Raw genomic sequence first — 21,069 nt, 5'->3', positions numbered from 1 at the left:
GGAAGGTGTTAAATTACTTGAGCCCACTGGAATTTTTGGTGGGTAAACGTGTGTCACTTATGTTGGCAATCTAGGCTTACGCGGGCTTTTTACAAAACGGTAAAGCTCATATGTCAGTAATATTAGATTAGCAAGTTCCTAAACAATAGCTACCAACCTAAATAACCACCTGGAAAAGAAAGCCCTAAATCATTGCCCTTTAGCAATTATAAGCATCTTCCCCACCAAAGTAACAAGCTTTAATCATTCATCACATAGAAATTAATTTTCATCAGGCAGTGCAATACCTGCCTCTGGGCCAGCATAAATATTAGTTTCAGTATGCATACCATTTCTCCATATAAAATTTAAATAATGTCCCTAACGAAACATAGTTAAGAACAACACATAGCTTAACCTGACTTCAACCAATCACACCATAATTAACCAAAAATTATGGGTGAGCGATCACAATTAAGCTGTTCGAATTTTTTCGCACACACTGGAACGATTGTCTCAAATTCTCAGGATCCAATGCCGCAAAACTTTCATCCAGCACGAGTAATTCCGCATTTTGCAGAATTGCCCGGGCTATAAACAAGCGACTCATTTCTCCGTGCGATAGCCGCCAGCCCATTTCCCCAACTGTCTGCAGCATACCTGCGGGCATTTTTTTTAATAATGGCGTCAACCCCAGTTCATCACAAATACTGTAAGCCCGGATTACGCTTTCCGGCTTTGGTGGCCATTCATCGCCCATTAATAAGTTAAATAAGAAGGAATCACCAAGTACATGATTTTCATGGAATTGGGGGGCTGACGCGACTAACTTGCGCCAATGTTCCGCGCCGATACTGGTTCGATCGTACCCATGAATTAGTAGGAGTCCATTATCCGGTTTTTGAACACCAGTAATTACATTCGCTAAAGTAGATTTGCCAGAACCGGAAGCACCTTGAAGAAGCAGGCGGTCTCCCGAATAAATACTCAGGTTGCAATCCGCTAGTGCCGCTTTGTCTTTATCGGGATAACAAAAATACAAGTCACGGATATAGCACAGGGGTTGACCTTCCCCTGCCATACTTGTCCCGTCACCATTCGCTTTAACGGCCGTGGACGTTACTCCCTTTGCGGGAGTCTCCAAAGAAAAAAGCTCGCGTACTTTCTCCCAGGCGACAAGAGCACTGAGGGCGCTCGTAAATCCGCCCATGCACTTAAGTACCGCGCGATAACCAAGCAGTATCCCACCCAGAACCACAGCAATCTGTGCACTTTCACTGTAGCCGCTGACAAAAACCGGCATCAAGCCAACCAGCCCCAACAACAGCCAGAAGCGTGGTAACAGGGCAATCAGGCGGGTCATAGTGCCATCCATAGTGGCAGAACTCTGTAAGTACTCCTCCTGCTCCCGATCTTCACCCTTGTGCCAATCCGCTGGGGGCTGCTGTACCAAACGGGTTCGGTGGCCAAGCATCTTCTCAATCAAGCGATGGGTCATGTGCAGGCGATCGCTGGTCCAGCGCCTTCGACTAAGGTACTGAGCCCGCCCCAGGACAAAGGCAAAAAGCAAAAATATTGGGAGTATCCCCAAAAGCACTGGCCCACCAACACCCAAAAACAGCACCAGAGAAGCCAGTACCAATTCCACACCGCCAAGCAGTAACAAAAAGCCCCCCTGCAGAGCGCTGGCTTCGATATTTTCGGCATCGTAGACACGCCCAAGTACCTGACCCGAACCCATGTGACGCACCTTCAAAGGATCTATACGCAAGGCACTGGCGAGTAAGCGCTGCTTTAACAGCGCACCAGTTTCTAACGATATTGAGCCTTGTAAGCGCGCGGTGAGCATTGACAGAGGAATCTGTGTGATAAGTAGTAGCACCCAGGCGGCCAGCCAACCGGTATCTATACTGCCTTCGAGAACGGCGTAACCAATTAACCACCAGCTGGCCATAAATAATGCCATTTGTAGGGTATGGCAAACCATCATACTTAAAAAACGTATATGCTGGCGGCGGTGGCGCAACTGCTGCAAAAAAGGGCGGTGTGCAGGGAGACGAAGCAACCAACATTCATCAATTTGTAGTTCTGTCAGGTTCTCCCGCAACAGTGCTGAAGTCGCACGAATACGTCGTCGCCCAACGATACTGGCACTATCGAGTAAATCGGTAATACGTTGATGCTGTAGGGCTTCGTGCGCACGAGTTAGTTGGCTCAGCACTATCTGCGGACGCAACTTTACAACCTGCAAAGATGGAGTGAGCACACGTAGATAGCGCCGGCTCCCGCCACACAAAGCGACAAAGAGTTCCTCATCAGCAACGCGCAAGCGAACCAATGCCGGTGCAGCCCGTACCAACATCTGTTCCAGCTCCCCATATTTGCAACTGACACGCTCTATTTTTAGATCTAGCGATTCCGCGCCAAACAACAAGCGAGCTTCCAGATCCGATAACACTTCTGAATTTGTCCCATCACTAAGATCTACCGGGTTAAGGCCAGCCTCCTGAGCCAGGGCCCTCAAGGCGCTATTCACTTGATTTACCGGCCAACAAAGGCTTTTCAACTGGCTATGCGAGCTCTCAGGCTTCACAAACCACCTCTTTGGATTGAGTGGCTCTTTGTGGCGTTTGCACTTTATTTGCAGGCTGCACCTCGCTAACACGCCCATCACTCATATAAAAGCGGCGCCAATCTTCATTCTGCCAGCACTCTTTCCAGAGGTTTTTTTCCGCTAATAGCAGCTGGGCATAGCGGGATTGCCTCTGTGCTTCGAGGTCTTTAGGGGCTGCATCTTCAACAATTTGTCCATCTTCCACGACCAATACACGGGGATAGTTTTTAGTTTCTGAAATATCGTGAGTGATACAAATCAAGCTAACCCCTTTCCACAACTTTCGTACCCGATCGAGCAAGCGCTGACGCTGCTCGCGGTCAAGCCCTCGAAATGGTTCATCCAAGATCGCGCAAACAGGCGATTCCCGCCCCAAAGCACGCCCCAGGCGCACACGCTGGCCCTCTCCTCCACTGACCAGCGCGCCGCTTTCTCCCAGAGTGCCCTGCAAACCGTCAGGCAGAGATGCCACCAGCTTTAGAAGATCTGCCTGCTGGAGAATTGGATATAGGGGAGCATCGGCACTGTTGCCGTAGTGCAGGTTATTCAGCAAGCTACTGTTCCACAGCTGGATGGCAGGATCGACCCAAGCACACTGCAAACGGAAGCGGGCCTGTAATTCTCCTGTCAGCTCTTCACCATTCAGTAACACACGCCCTGTGGCCGGCTTGTACCAACCCAATAACAAACCCGCGAGGCTAGACTTGCCCGCACCGGATGCTCCAACAATGGCGATATGCTCACCAGGAGCAATTTTAAGATTTATATCCCTAAGAATGTTTCGCCCGCTGGCATTGACACTGACATTTTCGAAATGAAAAGACACGGGCTCTTTTAGACGAGGAATCTGTGTGTCCGCCGTATCTTTACTCTCCTCGTCGGGTACCGCCTGAAGAGGCTCCAGGGCTCTCAAGAGAGTATTGCGCTGACGCGGATATTCTCGCATTAATACCGCGATATCTTCTCCGAGTGGTGGCAGCGCCAGCACCCAGTAAATCAAGAGAAGCAGGTCGGGACTGGCTCCTCGAATCTGGACGCAGTAAATAACCAGAGCGCTCGTTAAAATACTATTCACCAGCAGCTGCACTACTTGGCTATTAAGCTGGAATTGCAATGAGGAATAACCGGCTTTAATCCACTCAGTGAGCAGGCTCTCATGTTCTCGGCGCACCGATTCGCCAGCACCATGGGTACGTATGGGGATGATCCCCAGTAGCGCATCCATATAAAACCTGGCCAGTGCACCAGCATGGGTTTGTACACGCATATTCCGATCACTGAGCGCTGGCTGGAACAACAATGGGATAACTATCTGTAGACCCGCCATTAGCAGTACCAAAGGCGCGGCGGGGGGGGCAATCAAAATAATACCTACAGCCGTAGCGAGTAATGAAAGCCCCTTAAAAAGTATGCCGCCCCCCAATACTGGCAATTCCCTCAGAGCGGAAATACGATGGCTTCTCTCGGCAGTATCCGAGGTTGGGCGACTTTGAAAAAAATGATCGGGGATTTTGGGAAGAGCAGAAAGAAAACGTATTCGAAAGCGATTTTCCAGGTGCCGCCCAATCATCAGTTGCACCTTTGTCGCAGGTAACTGCACAAGAATGAGCGTCAGCATAAATCCTAGCAACAGAGTAACCGTGCCCAGTCTTTGCACCTCTGTAGCAAGTTCCGTGTGGATATCTATCAGGCCGCGAAATAGCAACGCCTCCACCATCAGACCAAATACCGCAGCGAGCATCGCCAACAAAACAATACTCGGAGCAAGCAGACCGTCTTCGCGTAAAAATCCCCATAATTGCTGTAGGGGACGTACTGACGGCGCTCGCAGGGCCTTGGATAAAGCCTCGGACTCCGGATTTACTTCGGCAGTATCGCGCAGCCCCTTCACGCTCACAATGACCGCGCCACTAAATTCCAGCTGATTGGGCTCGACCTCAACGGCTTCCTTCCCTTCAGCTCCTGGGACCTGCTGTGGTTTCACACACCAGTAACTTTGAGGCACCAAGCTATAAGCATTGGTAGCGTCACTCGCAAAATCCGTCATCAGTTTACGCAACATTGCGCTGGCTTCTTTGCCACGGCGCACCGCTCCGGAGGAGACTAACGAAAACAACATCCGCACACTCGCATCGAGGAAAGCCAGCGAAAGCCAATCCCCAGGCTGCAGAGCACACGCACAACTTTCCTCGCTGACAACCTGAGAAATTTTTAACTGCTTTATGCGCTCGCGCAAAGGATCAAGAAAATCTTTTCCGCCAGCCCAAGCCCGCCAGCCCTGAGGCGGAACACGCATCGTGTGTATATGCAACTCGTCGAGAAAACGACGCGCGCTGGGCCAGCGCCTTCCCGAAGCTGGATCCATAACCTGCACAATTCCACGGTGGTTGCGCCAGGCAACAACGAAATGGGTGTTGCCATTAGGCAGGCGCACCACCACCAATCCCGGCAAATAACCGGCCGTATCCAGGAGCAGATGATCTTTGGGCACCACCATCTGTGCAGCATCCAACCCCAGCTCCACAGCAATTTTTTCCAGCGTATTTATCGAGGTGCCATCTACATCGGTTTGACAGGCATCACGCAGGTGGCCGTAATGCACATTGACCCCAAAGCCCTCCAGCAAACACTTGAGAGAAGCCGGACCACAATCCATATTGGAGGTCTGCACAACTTCGGGCACCAGCCAACGGGCACCACCCTTCACTGCTGGGTCTCCAGTAAATTAGCCGTGCTTTCTACCTGCCCGGACAAGAGATCCCCAAGCCTCTGTAACAGTAACTGATAAGGTGTCTTGACCGCCGTGGCGATCTCAACCCTTGCCGGCAAATCATGCAGTAATGGCAATTGCGGGGGGGCCTCTCCGCGCAGGGATAATTCAACGAGAATCTGCCCCGTCTGAACCGCACTAGCCACCCGTTCAACACGGGCCTGTAGCTGGCCATAACGCGTCCAGGAGAATCCATCCAATTTCACCTGCGCACTTTGTCCCGGGCGAATATGACCCAGCGCCAAGGCAGGGGGGAAAAAAGCCTGAACAGTAATACGGCCCTCTGCCTGGAGAGTGGCAATCTGTTGCCCCGCCAACAAAACCTCTCCCTCACGAATATCTGCCAGAGACGCAAGTTTACCCGCGATAGGCGCACGCAACCGCTGTTCGTCTGCAGCCAAGGAGCTCTGCTGAATTCGAGTATTCACCTCTGTCAGCTGCCTCTGGAGATCTTCTCGACGCTGCCCTAACGCACTCACTGCCAGCTGGTACTCATTAGCCAGCTGGTCCCGACGATCACTGATTGCACGCATTGCCGCTTCCGATGCAAGAGTGGCCATGGCCATCTGCTGGAAAGTACGTTTTGCCGCAAGGTAGTCCAGCTCGGAGCTTTGCTGCTTCTGCAGCAAGCGCTCATAGCGCGCCTTCACATCCGCCTGTATTTTCTGATTGCTCACCTGAAGTTCATGCTGTTGTCGCAGCAACCTTAGTTGATCCCCCAACGCCTTATCATCCTCGGAAAATTTCTTATTCCGCAAGCTATGTTCGCGCTCGATCGACTGTAATTGTGTTGAGATACTCTGGGAGACTCGTGAATCACCATCCAAATCCAGGTCCAAGGCTTTGGTGTCCAGCTCAATCAATAAATCTCCACGATTGAGGGTATCGCCTAGTGAGGCCTGGATAGCAATCACTCTACCGGTTCGCTGGGTGCTGACATGAACGGTATTCTGCTCTTGCTCCAGTTTGGCTTGGTCACTGACACTATAAATAGTGATTTCCTGAAACAAGAACCAAACTGCCCAGGCTGCCATAAGGAGCACACCCAAAATACTCATCAATCCAGGGGAGTAGAAAGAATCAGAATTAATCGCGCGAGAAGTTTGAATAAACGGTGTTGGCAATACAATTCACCCAGTTCGTACCAATTAAGGCGCATGAAGATTCTTTGTGGTTATAATACGAATACAGCCATGTGCTGAGTATCGAGCGGCCAAATCTAAATCCCTACTATCGGTTAGTCAAACCCGAATTTTTTTATTTATCCTTGAGAAAGCAATTTTTTTATAGTGCTCACAAAGATATGACCCCCAATCGGTCGGGTACCTAACAACAACCAGCAGCAGCAGCAGCAGCAGCAGCAGCATTAAAAAATATCATTCCAGCTCATAAGGCAAGATAAGAAGTGACACGGCGAATGAGATATTTTTGCTTACGCACTGGAAGCTTCCTACTTTTTACTTCGCCTATTTCTGAGTTACCCAACAACTTGACACGCCCTCTACCGCAAAAGCCACCAAAATTCTGATAACCTGTAGATTCTATACTGAAAAAACAATTTATGACTGCGTACATTACATGACGCAAACCTTTGTCCTGCTACACGGCTTATTTCACGGCGGAGGGTGCTGGGGGAGAGTGAGAAAACGGCTAGAGGCTGCGGGACATCGCGTCTTCACGCCAGCCCAAACTGGCCTTGGGGAGCACTGCCACCTGCTTTCCCCATGAGTTGGTATCGACACCTTCACTGAAGATATCGTCAACTTTATAGAGTGGGAAGAACTGTATGGAGTTACTCTATTAGGTCACAGCTTTGGGAGTATCACCCCATCCCTAGTGGCCGACAGGCTAAGACACCCTGTGCAGCACTTAGTCTACCTGGATGCCGCTATAGCCCAAAATAGTCACTGTTTTTATGAGCAACTGGCCGAATACAACCGGCCTCAGCGCCTGGCAGCGAGTCAACTAATTCAGGAAACCCGTTGTTTTATGCCGACCTCTGCAGCAAGCTTGCATATAACCAATCCTAATAATTTCGACTGGGTAGAGCGCCACCTAACTCCGCATCCTGTCCAACTCTACCTGGAACGAGTAAAGCAGTCCCAATCTGTCGGGTTCGGCATAAATTGTACCTATAGAACCTGTACAAAACCCGTACCCCCCTCTTTTGTACTGAGCAGGCACTGGGCAAACGCGCAGGGCAATTGGCAACGCAGATACATACCGACCAGGCGCAGCGCACCAATTACAAACTCAGGCATTATCAGTCATCTATTATTGAGGTTGCCTTGACCGCATACTAAAGCCAAATAAAGTACCCTCAAAATCTCCCTAAATACTCTGCTACCGATGTTCACACCTACTGCTGCTGCACTAAAAGTGACCGCCCTTTAAGGGTGTCTAACTATCCACTTGAAATTAGCATGTTAGCCAACAACAGCTACACTAGGAGTAGGTGAAATCAAATGAAATGTACAGCGCCAGAGCATCTCTTTACTAGTATCAGGGATCCTAAATATGCCTAGCTGCAAAATTTTTGTAGATTCCACAAAACTGATTCCAGATTCGGTAGCCAATCTATTTAACGAAATGATAATTGAAGGATTGGAAGCACAGGGAGAGCAAGCACTAGTTGCCATTATTGAATCCAAACAGGTAGAACCCGCTGGATGTTATATTGAAATTATCTGCTGCCGAAAACCCGCCCGCACCCATGAAGTGTTACAGAGACTAGCTATTCAACTGGATAAGACGGCTCGAAGAATTTTTCAAATAGATGATCCTATCAGGGTAAGAATTCAGCTGATGGATGAAGACTTTATGTCCGGAGTGAACTAATTTTTCTGATAAAATTAAATCAACCTATAAAGATTTTAACTCTTGGTTTCAAGTAATAACTGCAATATTGCCCATTTATTAATTAAAATTTCTCTCGGGGACAGGCACAACATAGAGAACCATAAAGTGCCCGATAAAAATTTCGCGTCCGCCCCAGGGGCAAACATTAAGCACAGAAGTACTACCTAAAATCCACAGCATATCTTCTCTGGAATGTTACACCTGGAAAATCTCTGTTCGAGACGATGAATTTTAACCGCAATACTCACTGAATTATTACTGGGCTACAGCATTCATACTCTCATCTTTACCCAATTATCACTCTTATCAAGCCACAGATAACTGTATATATAAACAACCACCTGCTTGATCCTCAAGGTAATCCTCCATGGATCGCAACAAAGTGCAGCTCCAGAAGGGCATTAGCTTGATCCAATTTCTAAAGAATAAGGAGGCGAAAAGCCACGCTTTGATGCACTCTACCAATGACGTTATCCAAACGGATTTTCTTGCCTTCACTGCGGGCACGACAAGTATTGCGACCCTTCTTATCGCAAGCTCAAACAGTGTAACCGGTGTCGACTCATTCGTCGGTCACTCCTCGTACGATCTCTAACTCCACTAAGTTGCCCCTCACCACTTGGCTCCTAGGAATCTTTCGTATCTCGCATGATAAGAAAAGCATTTCCCGTATAAAGTTGTCGCGTCATCTAGGTACCTCTTACAACGCTGCTTGTGTGTATAAAACAGAAACTCATGCAAGTGGCCATAATGTTCTCCGATAGTTTTGCGTGCTTCAATGCAATCACAGACGCTGATTGCGTGCATGACAAGATTATTTGTGGTGAAGGTCGGACTTCTGTTGAAGAGCTTAAATTTTATTGGGTGAATACGGCTCTTGGCAATTTAAAGGGTGCGCTACGAAGCATCTACCATACGATTAGGCCGAAATATACATAGTGTTATTTGGCTGAGTTTCAATATCGAATAAATAGAAGATTTGACCTGTCATTACTCACTCCTAAATTATTTTTTATCTTACTTCGGACGCCACCGATGTCGGAAAGACTGCCGAATATTGGCTTAACATAGATGGTAATTAGGCAGCGTAATGAAACCGCATCCAGCTAAAAAGAGCAGTAAAAATAGAACCTAAAAATAATTAAGCCCAGGAAAACTTCGAGATTACCTGAGCTTAACGGAACACTACAAATTAGAATATCACCTAAGAGATTTAATTAAAATCATATCTCAACCCTAATCGCACACTACGGGGAGTTTGATAGTAGTAGGGATCTCCAAAATATTCATAAGCTTCTGCTGTACCATCAAGGTCACCTTTTTCCTCAATTTCAACAACAGAGTCATTATTAAATATATTGAAAACATCTAAACTCACCAATAATTTTTGGTTGTTTGCCAACTCAACAGGGTATTGCGCGTTCAGATCTAAGTTCCAGTAATTCTCCGTTCTACCCAAGCTTCCACGTGAGTTAAGCCTCCCTTGGCAGTAGAAAGATTCAGAGCCATACTCTGCAGCAAAATCATCTGTTGGGTGCATACCAAAACAGTTTTTGGGGCGGCCAGTTTGCCACATAAAGTTAGCCCCCAACCTTAACCCCATATCAAAACTATAAGTACCAAACGCTTTTATGGTATGCCTACGATCATTTGGCAAATCCCCATACCCACCATGTAACAAACCAGGCTGATCGAAATTTGTTGTGAGGCCCGAGTCAGTTTGGCCATTATCTGAACGAACATAACCCTCATTATTACCCCAACTATGACCCCACGTATATGAGGCATCAAGTGACCATCGACCATCAAATGGGCGCTTGAAAGTAAACTCAACAGCACCATACTGACGCTTAGCTTCTGGGTACCCCAACTGGGCAGCGGATAAGTTGATGTACTCACCCTGCTCTGGTATATAGATACGCATATCATTACCAGGGTTGGTCAGAACATATTGGTGGAATCCACCAAAAACATCTTCAACACTAGCCCCACCTACTTTAGATGCATCCCAGGTGCCCGTTGAGGTATAGTGGCTTATTACCGCCGCATCAATTGCCAGATCTTCCAGAGCCACCTCTAAGTTACGATAAATACCTCTAACACCAAGCTGAATTCCATTATCCAAAAAATATTCATACCCAAGGATATATTCCGACTGATACATTGGATCGATATTTTTATCCACGACACTCCTGGTATCTTTTAGACTGCCGTCTGCAAAATAAAATAGTCCATCAGAATCCCCTAAATTACAGGGAGTTGCATCGTTATTAAGGCAGGAACTTTCCCAATCAAACCACTCGCTAGTATATAACTCCGCCCCTGCAAGCCTTACATTTGTGTTTGAAGCCACAGGAAGATAATAAAGCCCTGCGCTTGCAAATACTTTTTGCCTACCATCTCCAGATGGATCCCAAACAGTAGAAAAGCGCGGCGCCCATTGGTCACTAATATCAATAAACTCCTTTCCGGCAGCATTTTTATTAGTGAACGTCTCATTGCGAAGCCCAAACTGTACAGACCAATCATCCGTTATCTGCCAAGTATCTTGCAGATATATTGCAGAAGACTCGGTCTCGAAGCTTCCTACGTTTTCATAAATAAGCTGGCGAGCCCGGCCTAGCTCTGGATATAATCTCCATATTTCGCCACCCGAATATGAAGTATTCTCAGTAAGACTATTAACTTCATTATCAATACCGACTTCCACCATATGGTCATCGATGGTCCAGGAAAAATCTACACGAAACATTTCTCGCGTATCTTCACCCACCTCTACACTTGATCCAACCCAATTACCAATAGATACACGACCAGGGTTATACCAATAAACGGTAGAAGCTTCATCGTTACCTGGAACTTCACTTCGATCCTGTGAATTTTCACCATAGGAGATACTTAAGGTCATAGAGTCATTCAAGTTACCTATATAAGAAGCAATCCAGTTATGACCTCCCCGGCCATAAACAATATCCCCAATATAATCACCTGTTTTACCGGTATCAGAATCGTAATTATAAATTCCTTCAACAATATCACGCTCATCACTAAAAGCAGTAAACTCTACTCGATGATCTTCATTGATATAACCATCAAGCTTCACTCCCCAAAAATCTGACTTTGTTTCCTCCTTGTATCCGCGCCCACTAGTTATTCCGTAATATTCTTGGTTTTCAACAACATTACTATAGAGAGCGTAGAAGAAAAGTCGATCTTCTATAATCGCACCGGAAGCATATATATTGGCTTCACGAGTATCCAACACATCTTTATCATTATCCCAAACAAAAGTATTTGGAGCCGTATCAGTTTCTTCATCATAATAAACACTGGTACCGAATTTAAACTCATTTGAACCACTCTTTGTAGTGGCATTCATAACACCGCCAGTAGAGCGACCAAACTTTGCCGAATATCCACCCGTCTTCACCTGAATATTATCGTAAAATTCGAATGGTACCGTTGAATAACCTAAGCCATTTCTAAAATTAGTAGTATTCAGCCCATTGATATAACTTACATTTTCAGCAATTGAGGAACCAGCAAAACTGGTTCCACCACCAAATTGGTCAAATGTTCGATCACCTTTGGAAACACTTGGAGCAAGAAGTGTAATTGAATTTAAGTTGCGCGCCACTGGCAGCTCAATGATTTCGTCAGATGAAATAACCAAACCAGATTCAGCAATACCGATATCCCGCTGAGATATAGGCTGACCATTAACGACAACCTCCTCCATCTGAGAGCTATCACCAAGCAATACATTGACCGTCCCACCCAAACTCACTGAGACCAATCGAGTTTCAGTAACTTCATCACCAGATAAAAGTTCTAATTGATATTTACCAGGAGGCAAACTTCCTACCCTAAACTCACCTTTATCACTAATTGATATATCTCTAGAAACGCCTCGAGATAGATTAGTGACTCTCACTTTGTCAGATTTTTCCACATTGACAACAGAACCTCTAATCGCACCAGTCGTATTGTCTGCCAAGGCGACCTGACTTGCTGCAAGCACTGCTCCTATTGATACAGCAATTAAACTCTTCGAAAACCCCTTCCTAGCTTCACTTAATGAAATCATAAAACCCCCAGGTAAATTTATTTTATTTAGATAACTGGGACGCGATCAGGCACATCGAGATAGCAATCCCGAGAAACTATATTCTTAACTTTGTAAATCCAAAAATGCACCAGAAAAATGAGAGGCAAGTCTCAAAAAATTCATAAAGATGGAATCATTTCACAAAAAACAACTGAAAAAATGATATTCAAGCCAAGAATTTTGTGGCTTTCTGACGCAAAATTGTAAAAGCTCTAACCTGAAAAATAGTATTTCCTTGAACCCCATAAAAATAATGGAAACACAGCAATAGCTGTGTAAAACCATATTTCTATTTAGGCTCCCCCAAAAATATGAAAATACTAACCCAAATAAAAAATGAGAATTGAGAAGGGATACTTACTAGAATTTAATCCACTATAGACAGAGATAAAAGTACTAAGAAAGGGATATAAAAGAACTTAAAGCTACTCTATAGGTAGCATCGGCAGCATTTAAAAAAGGTGGTTTTCCCACCTTTTTTAAATGCTGATTAACCCTTTATTTACGCAAAAACTCCAACATCCACCGAGCAACCGCATTCTCGTGAATATCGTTTTGCAAGGATGCCTGCCCCTTTTCCACAACATCCGTACCAAAAGCTTCGCGACGCAGCTCCATTAAGCTGTTTGAGTAGGGCTTGGTAAATTCTGGATGAGCCTGAAAAGTGAGCATATGGTCATCCACCTGGAGCATTGCCATCGGGCAGAACTCACTGGATGCCAGTATCCGGCCACCGGGCGGCAGTGTAACCACTTGATCCTGATGCGTGACCAGAAGGTTGAAACTGTCCACAGGTTCAGACATCCAAGAGGGGGTCTCTTGCATTTCGTAGGAGTGCACCCCAAGGCCCCATCCTTTATCCGACTTGTGGGCCCTCCCTCCCAATGCCTGGGCAATTAGCTGATGGCCAAAGCAAATGCCGATGGTCGGTTTTTTCCGATCATGCAGCTTGCGCACAAAATCCATCAGGGGCGGTATCCACTCTTTATCATCATAAACACCCGATTTACTGCCGGTGATCAAATAGGCATCTACCTCATCGACCTGATGCGGATACTGACCGTGCTGCACCTCGTAGGTGGTGAATTCCAGTGTGGAATCCTGGCTGCGCAATAGGTCAGCGAACATCTCCGGGTATTCACCGTATTCGCCCACCAGTTCTTTGCGCACATCATCGGTTTTTAATACTCCAATCTTCATTATTTCACCGCTGGGTTGACTGCTGAGTTTTCGGATTATGGCATATAACAGAATCCTAGGTCGGCTGGCCTATCGCAAAAAACTACGCCTCCAAAGCTCCCCTTCCCTTCTCATATCCTCTTCAGTTCACCGCTTGGGTAAGAGGCCTGTTGGTACTCCAGAATCAATTCCCTCTAAGTGCGCCTGGAACAGCAGGGACATCGCCAGGCAGGCAATCGACGACCAAGTATCCCGCAACATTCCAGCGCGGGCATTCTTACCTCCAGGACTTTTGTGTATGATCGCGGCCTTAGCACATTTTTCAGCCAATTATTGGGCTAACGGATATCCCAGAGGCAATTAGGGTTACCCGCCAACAAAATTGAGGACAAACAATGACCACAACGACCTCCCCGAGCGACCGGCAGGACGGCCCCCCCGGACGCAAAACGGCCTTTACCCGCTTCCTGGACGTGGTGGAGTGGCTAGGCAATCTGCTTCCCCATCCCATCACTCTCTTCGCGCTCTTCGCCGTGGGCGTTGTGGTACTGAGTGGCATCGCTTCTTATTTTGGCCTTTCGGTGGCCGACCCGCGCCCGGTGGGTGCGGCGGGACGCGACCCCGATGGTGTCATTGAGGTCTTCAACCTGATGAGCGGTGATGGTCTCAGGATGATCGTCACCAGCCTGGTGCATAACTTTACCGGCTTCGCGCCCCTGGGCACCGTACTGGTAGCCCTCCTCGGAGTGGGGATTGCCGAGCATTCGGGACTGCTAAGTGCCGCCGTGCGCGGCCTGGTGCTTCAGGCCTCCAAGCGAACAGTGACCGTCATTGTTGTTTTCGCCGGCATCATTTCCAATACGGCCTCGGAACTCGGCTATGTGGTTCTGATTCCCCTGGCCGCCATGATTTTCCACTCTCTGGGTCGTCACCCACTGGCGGGTCTGGCTGCCGCTTTTGCCGGTGTCTCTGGCGGCTACAGCGCCAACCTATTATTGGGCACCGTGGACCCATTGTTATCCGGCATTACTGAATCGGCAGCCCACATGATCGACCCCACCTACAGTGTGGGCCCCGAGGTGAACTGGTTCTTTATGATCATCAGTACCTTCCTGATTACCATCGTGGGTAGCTGGGTGACCATGGCGATTGTGGAGCCGAAGCTGGGTAAGTACGATCCCAACGAAGCCTCCGTGGACCTGAGTCAGGACAAACTGGGCACCCTAACCGACGATGAAAAACGCGGGCTCAAATATGCTGGCCTCGCTGTTCTCGCCGTCTCTGCGGTATTTGCACTCTCGGTAGTGCCCGAATGGGGTGTGCTGCGCAATCCCGAAACCGGTCTGGTGGCTGGCTCTCCATTCCTAAAAGGTATTGTGTCTCTTATTTTGGTGTTCTTCGCTATTCCCGGCTTTGTCTACGGCAAGGTGGTGGGCACTATGAAGAACGACCGCGATGTCATTGATGCTATGGCCAGAAGCATGAACAGCATGGGCATGTATATTGTGCTGGTGTTCTTTGCGGCGCAGTTTGTAGCTTTCTTCAAAGTCACCAACTTGGGAACCATCTTTGCCGTACTCGGCGCCGACACCTTACAGAGTATCGGCCTGACGGGCCCTCTGCTGTTCCTGTTCTTCATTATGATGTGCGGATTTGTGAACCTAATGCTGGGTAGCGCCTCGGCACAATGGGCCGTTACCGCTCCTATCTTTGTACCTATGCTGATGCTTCTTGGGTACGCACCGGAAGTGATCCAGGCCGCCTACCGTATTGGCGACTCGGTGACCAATGTGATTACTCCGATGATGAGCTACTTCGGTTTGATCATCACCTTCGCCGCCCGCTATAAGAAAGACCTTGGTATGGGCACGCTGATCGCCACAATGATCCCCTACTCCATCTTCTTCTTTGTTAGCTGGACCGCCCTGTTCTATCTCTGGGTATTTGCCTTTGGCCTCCCTGTTGGGCCCGGTGCAGCAACCTATTACGGTGGCTAAAAACCCCTTACTGAAAAGGCCCGCTCTTTAGCGGGCCTTTTCAAATGCGAAAGAAATGTACAAGCTCACCCCTCAATAACCCCTCCTGCCCCTTAGGTATCATCCGGTTTCCATCTCCAATAGGACCGATTTACCCGCTAGGACATTTTTTCGATAGCCATCACTAAAAAATTAATATTCCCAGTGACGCAGTCGTCATAAAACAAAAAGTGTCAAAATGAACAGCGAGAGCATTTATTACCAATTTAAATTATTTGTATGGAATTATTTTTCAAGAGAGGCTAACCCTAAGCACTCCCAAGTGATTAATAGCCTTTAAATCATCCAGAAAAAACGAGTAACATTACATCGTAATAACGTTTAGCGGAGATCGATACGCGGATTATCGCCAGCAGAGCCCTGCCCTGATCTAACTATCATTTATTTTCCGCTCAGGACGAGCACTGTGGTTGTGCCCTACCTTACCTTCACTACTGGAGGTAAAGATTGCTATTGCCCTCCATCACTGACATTTCAGGACGTCAACTTAAAGCAGGCCCTGGCCGGCAAGACTGTCCTCTCATCCAGTTGCAGTTAAGCCCTCAACAGATCAATACGATGAGCCATAAGGCCGCTCTTTATCTGTAATATCCGCCCAAATTCGATCTATGCCGCCGGATTAAACCCTTTCACCCTGAGAAATCTATAACAGCAACTTTCCCAGGGATTCACAGGATTAATAAAAAATTGACTCAACAAATAAGAACGACCCTGTTAACAGGCTTTTACGAGTTGGTGAGCCAATTAAAAGGTAGCCCTGAGGCACTACTGATCAGTTCGCGCATCAACCCCCATCAGGTGGAAAGCCTGGATGGATATCTCGGCTTGGATTTGGTCACCGATCTGGTGGACAGAGCCGCGACCCAATTGAACTGTTCTGACTTTGGCTTGCGCCTCGCCTACAGCCAGGGAGCCGCCGCCCTCGGGTCCCTGGGTGCCGCTGTACTACAGTCCCTTACTCTCGGCGAGTTCCTGAATGCTGCGGTTAAACAACTGGGTAGCCCACCCTATGACCTTCGGGTTGAACTCACAAAAAAGGGCAGATATACACACCTCAATTTCCACTGCATTGATGACCTCGAGCACTTACTCCCTTCGGACTCCCACCTAGCCCCACAGCAATGCCGGGAGTTTCTGGTTGGGGTATCTCTCGTGGCCCTGCAGCACCTATGCGGGAGTAACTTTCAACTGGAGAGCGTTCACCTAAAAACCGAACGGCCCCTGCATGAATATTACGAAAACTTCTTTGGTGTCCCGGTGCACTTTGGCCAGGAAAATGATGCATTTATTCTAAATAGCGGCTCACTGCTACAACCCACGGAGAAATGTAATCCGAGCCTGCGCCCGTTATTGAAAACTTACATTGAAGAGCTGTTACAGCAGGGAGAGACCAGCCTGGTAAAACAGGTCCAGCAGCTGATTTACTGCCTGATGCCATTGAAGCGCAGTAGCCTGCAAGAAGTAGCCAACCAGCTGGGGATGCATAAACGCACCCTGCAACGCCGGTTGCGTGACCGGGAGCTGGTCTTTGAGGATTTACTGGACCGCATTCGCCGGGAGCGCGCCGAGTTTTATTTGAGCGGTAAACAGCCGCCTATGTCACAGATTTCCGATATGTTGGGCTATCGCGAGCAGAGCTCCTTTAACCGCGCCTGTTATCGATGGTTTGGCACCACCCCCATGCGGATCAGGCGGCAGCTAATGGCACAGTTGGCGGAAAAGGAAGCCGCAGAAGCTGAGCAAGCACTAGAGACAGTCGAATAAACACCAGTTCACAAGGTTTTGGCTACGCACTCCTATCGCAGCCAAAACCTTGTGCTTTACCTGCCATAAGGTAGACCTACTACTCCCCTAATATCGCCAGAAAAAAATTACCTCTGTCAGGCAACGTTGCATATTACTCTGAGCGGGCGCCAGCTACAGCTCACCACTCTATGCCCCTGCGAGCGGCAATACCGCTGTTGAACGCATGCTTTTCCGCGCGCATTTCACTTACGGTATCGGCGATATCCTTAAGGTACTGCTTGGCGCCACGCCCAGTAATAATTACCGTCTGTTCCCTTGGGCGCTGAGTTATCGCCTGTAATACTGCCTCTTTATCCAACCAGCGGTAATTCAGCGCGTAGGTCAGCTCATCCAATACCACGAGGTACACCTCTTTATTGCGCAGGGCCTCCCGGGCTTTCTCCCAAAGCGCTATAGCAGCAGCTTTATCGGCGTCAAAGTCCTGAGTTTCCCAGGTAAAATCGGTACCCATTTGGTGCCATTGCAGCGGGTGGGCAGCACTCATCAATAGGTTCTTCTCACCGCACTCCCAGGTCCCCTTTATAAACTGAGTGACTACGGTGGAATAGCCATAACCCAGAGCACGGGTAACTGTGCCCATAGCCGCAGTGGTTTTGCCCTTGCCATCACCGGTGTAGAGAACCACTATGCCGCGTTCCTCCAGAGCTTTGGATACCGCCTCATCCACAACCTTCTTGCGGCTTTGCATACGCGCCTTATGGCGACCATTTTTGTCTTGTGATTCAGGACTCATAAACACCAACAAATATTAGAATTAATGAAAATGTGCATATTCACTTTCTAGGATCAAAAGGGAAATAATTTCCCGATCAACAAATGCCCCTCCCCATATCGCCACCAGTGTTATTTTATTCCAGGGGAAAAGGCATCGTTTTCTGTTTTTAATTCCTCATGGCTAAAAAATCTGAGAGAAAATCCCAAATCAGCGGGTCCTGCCAAAGGATATTATGTCCACCAACAAAAATGCCCAAACGTGCATTGGGTATCTGCTGAAATAAAGCCTGCTGATTTTCAAAAGGGGCAACGTTATCATAGCGGCCCGCACATATCAGTGTTTCCACCTTTAATGCCGATAAACGCGAAAAAGTATCGTGTTCCTTTCTCGCTTGCAGTTGCCGTGAACGGCACATAACACCGTCAGATTTCTTTGCGGCCAGCTCACAAACGTGCTGGTAATAATGGCGTAAAGGCGTGTAGAGCGTGGGATTGGTATCCCTGTAATCCGTATCTTGCAGGCGACTATCGCCCGCCGTTATCCATAAATTCACCTTATCATCGAAGCTCATTGCCTCAAGATCGTATTGATGGAATGGGAATGAAGCCCCTCCCCGCCCACCTGAACTGGTCACCAGCAAAATTAGTTTTTGTACTGCGTGAGGATATTGCAGAGCAAACTCCTGGGCGACCATACCACCAAAGGACTCCCCAACCAGGTAGGCGTCCTGCCAACCTACATGCTCCATCAGGTATTTAAGGTCAAGGGCATAATCAGTCATGCTGGGAGAGTCAAGCGGTGAATTGGACTGGCCAATACCGCGGGGATCAAAAGTCAGTATTTGAAAGTAATTTGCCAGCGGGGAATCGTAAATTGTCGGTGACACTCTAAGATCGCTGAGGGTGCCGGGATGGAATACTAGACGGGGGCCATTTCCGCGAATTTCAAAGTGCAATGCCACGTCGTTAAAGCGAAATACCGCCATATCGCGCCTACCACTACATAATCAAATCGCAACAATTGGACCGCCTACTCGGGAGCCCCCTAAATAGCGTAGATCAATCGATTGGGTATAAAGTGAAAAAGAGGATAAGAAGTGAGATAGCCTGCAAAAACTATCTCACTTCGCCCATCTTTTACAGGCTAAACTCTACACCGGCATAAACTGCAGCGCCGGTTGTGTGATAACCCAAAACTTCACGATAGTCCCGATCCAGCACGTTTTCACCACGTAGATTGACCCGCATATTCGGCGTAAGACGATACACTGCGTTCAGGTCTAATTTGGAGTAATTTTCCAACGCCACTTCCCTACTTAAGTCATTGCTATCCCTTATGCGATTAATACGATCTTCTACCCGTTGCCAATTGGCGCTTAACGTCAGCTTATCCTCCAACCATTGCTGGCTGAGGCCAAAGTTATAAACCCGCTGGGGAACGCCCTCACGCACAGCACCAGTGCTATTCTCTGTGTCGAGCCAAGTACCGCTAGCATACCAATCTAAACCGTTATTCAAGCTACCGCCCAAGGAGAGTTCAACGCCTTTTGATTGGCTCTCGCCGTCGTCCTGTTCGTAAGACCAAGTAATGGGATTATTAAGAATAGCATCGCTGATTTCCTGGTCGAAATAGGTCAACTCCATCTGTATCAGCTGCGCCCACTGATATTCCAGCCCCAACTCATAACCACGACTGGTTTCAGCCCCCAAAGAAGCATTGGTAGTGTATTCGTACGGGCTCGGAGCGCGGTAACCGGTACCAAAACTCGCGCGATACTTGAGCTGCTGATCTTCGCCTAGAGAAACTGGTAGGGCTGCGGAGACACGCCAGCTATTATGATTCTCAACCTCCAGGCTATCCCGGCGATATCCCAGTGTATAAAATATCTTTTCAGCAAAGTCACTATGCCATTCAGTAAATAAGCCGGTGCTTTCCAATACCTCATCACCTGAAGTGATACCGGCAAACTCTGTAGCATATTTCTGCTGTTCATATTCCCCTCCCCAAAGCAGTTTTCCGCCGCTCAAGGTATTGCTGCCGATATAATTCGCCTCACGAATTTCACCGTTTGTTATAAAGGGAAGGGACCCAGGGGTGATACCCTCCTCGCGGTCAATCTCCTGTTGAGAAAAGCTCACTTTATGATTCCAGTTGGAAAACTGGTAATGACTACTAAAGATAAAAAATTCCTGGTCGAAGCGACTCAGGCAATCATTAGGAGAAGCCGAAAAACAGATGTCGTACTCGGTCTCAGCATCTACCTTGCGGTACTGGCCCTCGAAAGATAGATTTTCATTTACTTGATAACCGAGACGTGCACTGGCGGTAAGGTTATCGTAACCATCTACCTCACCAGAAGTATCTTTTTCGGTCGCATTAAAACCATCGGTAGAATAGTCGGAAACATTCAAGTCATAGTACCAGGACTCAATGCTTCCCCCTAGGTTTGCACTGGTGGTCTGGCTTCCGTAACGGCCTGCCTCCACAAAAGCGCTGGCATTAATACTTTCAGTAGACCTCTTACTGATAATATTAATCACGCCACCGGCGCCAGCACCGTACAGCATGCCCTGGGGACCGCGCAGGACTTCGATGCGCTCAATATCGCTGGCCTGTAGGTGTTGCAACTGAGTACCTACTTGCGGCGAGGTGGGGTCGGCAATATTCACCCCATCGAGTAATATCAGAGTGCGGAAATTACTTTCTCCACGAATAAACAGAGAACTGACCTTGCCGGCACCGCCACTATTATTGGCAGCCATCCCCGGTAGAGTGCGAATCACATCCAGTAAACTGGTATATCCCAGGCGTTCAATATCGGTGGCATTAAGAATTGAAACCGATACGCCCAGCTGGCTCTTAGGTAAATCCAGGCGACTAGCCGTTACATTGACTTCTTCCAATTCCGCCGCAAAAGACAACAGCGGTTGCACCGCAGTAAATACTGCAGCGGCTAATATAGTTTTTTTCATTGTGGTTCCCCAATCTCGAACAGAAAAACGG

12 protein-coding genes and 1 pseudogene are annotated in these 21,069 nt (G+C 48.0%); 4 read left to right on the top strand and 9 right to left on the bottom strand.

The features are described from left to right. Positions 1-433 precede the first annotated feature (433 nt). The 4 genes from Q1A69_RS17010 to Q1A69_RS16995 form a co-directional block, all read right to left on the bottom strand. Positions 434-2,515: an ABC transporter ATP-binding protein gene (locus Q1A69_RS17010; RefSeq protein ID WP_299588059.1), complete on the bottom strand. Its 2,082-nt coding sequence runs from the start codon at positions 2,513-2,515 to the stop codon at positions 434-436. A gap of 46 nt (positions 2,516-2,561) precedes the next feature. Then, entirely contained in the window at positions 2,562-5,300 is a 2,739-nt protein-coding gene (locus Q1A69_RS17005; RefSeq protein WP_299588056.1) for an ATP-binding cassette domain-containing protein, read from the bottom strand. Further along, entirely contained in the window at positions 5,297-6,397 is a 1,101-nt protein-coding gene (locus Q1A69_RS17000; RefSeq protein ID WP_299588053.1) for an HlyD family efflux transporter periplasmic adaptor subunit, read from the bottom strand. The genes Q1A69_RS17005 and Q1A69_RS17000 overlap by 4 nt, the downstream gene beginning before the upstream one ends. A gap of 1,098 nt (positions 6,398-7,495) precedes the next feature. After that, positions 7,496-7,624 (bottom strand): hypothetical protein, encoded by a 129-nt coding sequence (locus Q1A69_RS16995; protein WP_299588050.1) that lies wholly within the window; start codon positions 7,622-7,624, stop codon positions 7,496-7,498. 256 nt (positions 7,625-7,880) lie between these two features. Here Q1A69_RS16995 and Q1A69_RS16990 point away from each other — a divergent pair, with 256 nt between their 5' ends. Next, positions 7,881-8,201 carry a hypothetical protein gene (locus Q1A69_RS16990; RefSeq protein ID WP_299588048.1) on the top strand — a complete coding sequence of 107 codons (321 nt, stop codon included), beginning with the start codon at positions 7,881-7,883 and terminating at the stop codon, positions 8,199-8,201. 388 nt (positions 8,202-8,589) lie between these two features. Further along, positions 8,590-9,293 (top strand): annotated as a pseudogene (locus Q1A69_RS16985) (IS1595 family transposase). Between the two features lie 142 nt (positions 9,294-9,435). Here the strand turns inward: Q1A69_RS16985 and Q1A69_RS16980 are convergent. After that, positions 9,436-12,309 carry a TonB-dependent receptor gene (locus tag Q1A69_RS16980; RefSeq protein WP_299588046.1) on the bottom strand — a complete coding sequence of 958 codons (2,874 nt, stop codon included), beginning with the start codon at positions 12,307-12,309 and terminating at the stop codon, positions 9,436-9,438. Between the two features lie 519 nt (positions 12,310-12,828). Continuing rightward, positions 12,829-13,530, bottom strand: coding sequence for a gamma-glutamyl-gamma-aminobutyrate hydrolase family protein (locus tag Q1A69_RS16975; RefSeq protein WP_299588043.1), 702 nt, complete (start codon positions 13,528-13,530; stop codon positions 12,829-12,831). A 374-nt stretch (positions 13,531-13,904) separates the two neighbouring features. On the opposite strand from Q1A69_RS16975, the gene Q1A69_RS16970 reads away from it, so the two are divergent. Together Q1A69_RS16970 and Q1A69_RS16965 are read left to right on the top strand one after the other, a co-directional pair. Next, positions 13,905-15,506 carry an AbgT family transporter gene (locus tag Q1A69_RS16970; RefSeq protein ID WP_299588041.1) on the top strand — a complete coding sequence of 534 codons (1,602 nt, stop codon included), beginning with the start codon at positions 13,905-13,907 and terminating at the stop codon, positions 15,504-15,506. Between the two features lie 726 nt (positions 15,507-16,232). Then, positions 16,233-17,309 carry an AraC family transcriptional regulator gene (locus Q1A69_RS16965; protein WP_299588039.1) on the top strand — a complete coding sequence of 359 codons (1,077 nt, stop codon included), beginning with the start codon at positions 16,233-16,235 and terminating at the stop codon, positions 17,307-17,309. Positions 17,310-17,469: 160 nt separating this feature from the next. Here Q1A69_RS16965 and cobO read toward each other — a convergent pair whose 3' ends face one another. The 3 genes from cobO to Q1A69_RS16950 all read right to left on the bottom strand — a co-directional run bounded on the left by cobO (position 17,470) and on the right by Q1A69_RS16950 (position 21,038). Continuing rightward, on the bottom strand, positions 17,470-18,084 hold the full coding sequence (gene cobO / locus Q1A69_RS16960; RefSeq protein WP_299588037.1) for a cob(I)yrinic acid a,c-diamide adenosyltransferase: 615 nt from the start codon (positions 18,082-18,084) through the stop codon (positions 17,470-17,472). Positions 18,085-18,232: 148 nt separating this feature from the next. Then, the gene (locus Q1A69_RS16955) at positions 18,233-19,051 is read right to left on the bottom strand and encodes an alpha/beta hydrolase (RefSeq protein WP_299588035.1); all 819 of its coding nucleotides are present in this window, start codon (positions 19,049-19,051) and stop codon (positions 18,233-18,235) included. A gap of 151 nt (positions 19,052-19,202) precedes the next feature. Beyond that, positions 19,203-21,038, bottom strand: a complete 1,836-nt coding sequence (locus tag Q1A69_RS16950; protein WP_299588032.1) for a TonB-dependent receptor — start codon at positions 21,036-21,038, stop codon at positions 19,203-19,205. Positions 21,039-21,069 lie beyond the last annotated feature (31 nt).

Origin of the sequence: uncultured Microbulbifer sp. (genome assembly GCF_947498635.1) — a bacterium.
Taxonomy (GTDB): domain Bacteria; phylum Pseudomonadota; class Gammaproteobacteria; order Pseudomonadales; family Cellvibrionaceae; genus Microbulbifer; species Microbulbifer echini.
Note: the sequence above shows the minus strand (reverse complement) of the source record. Positions and strands in the feature narration are given on the sequence as shown.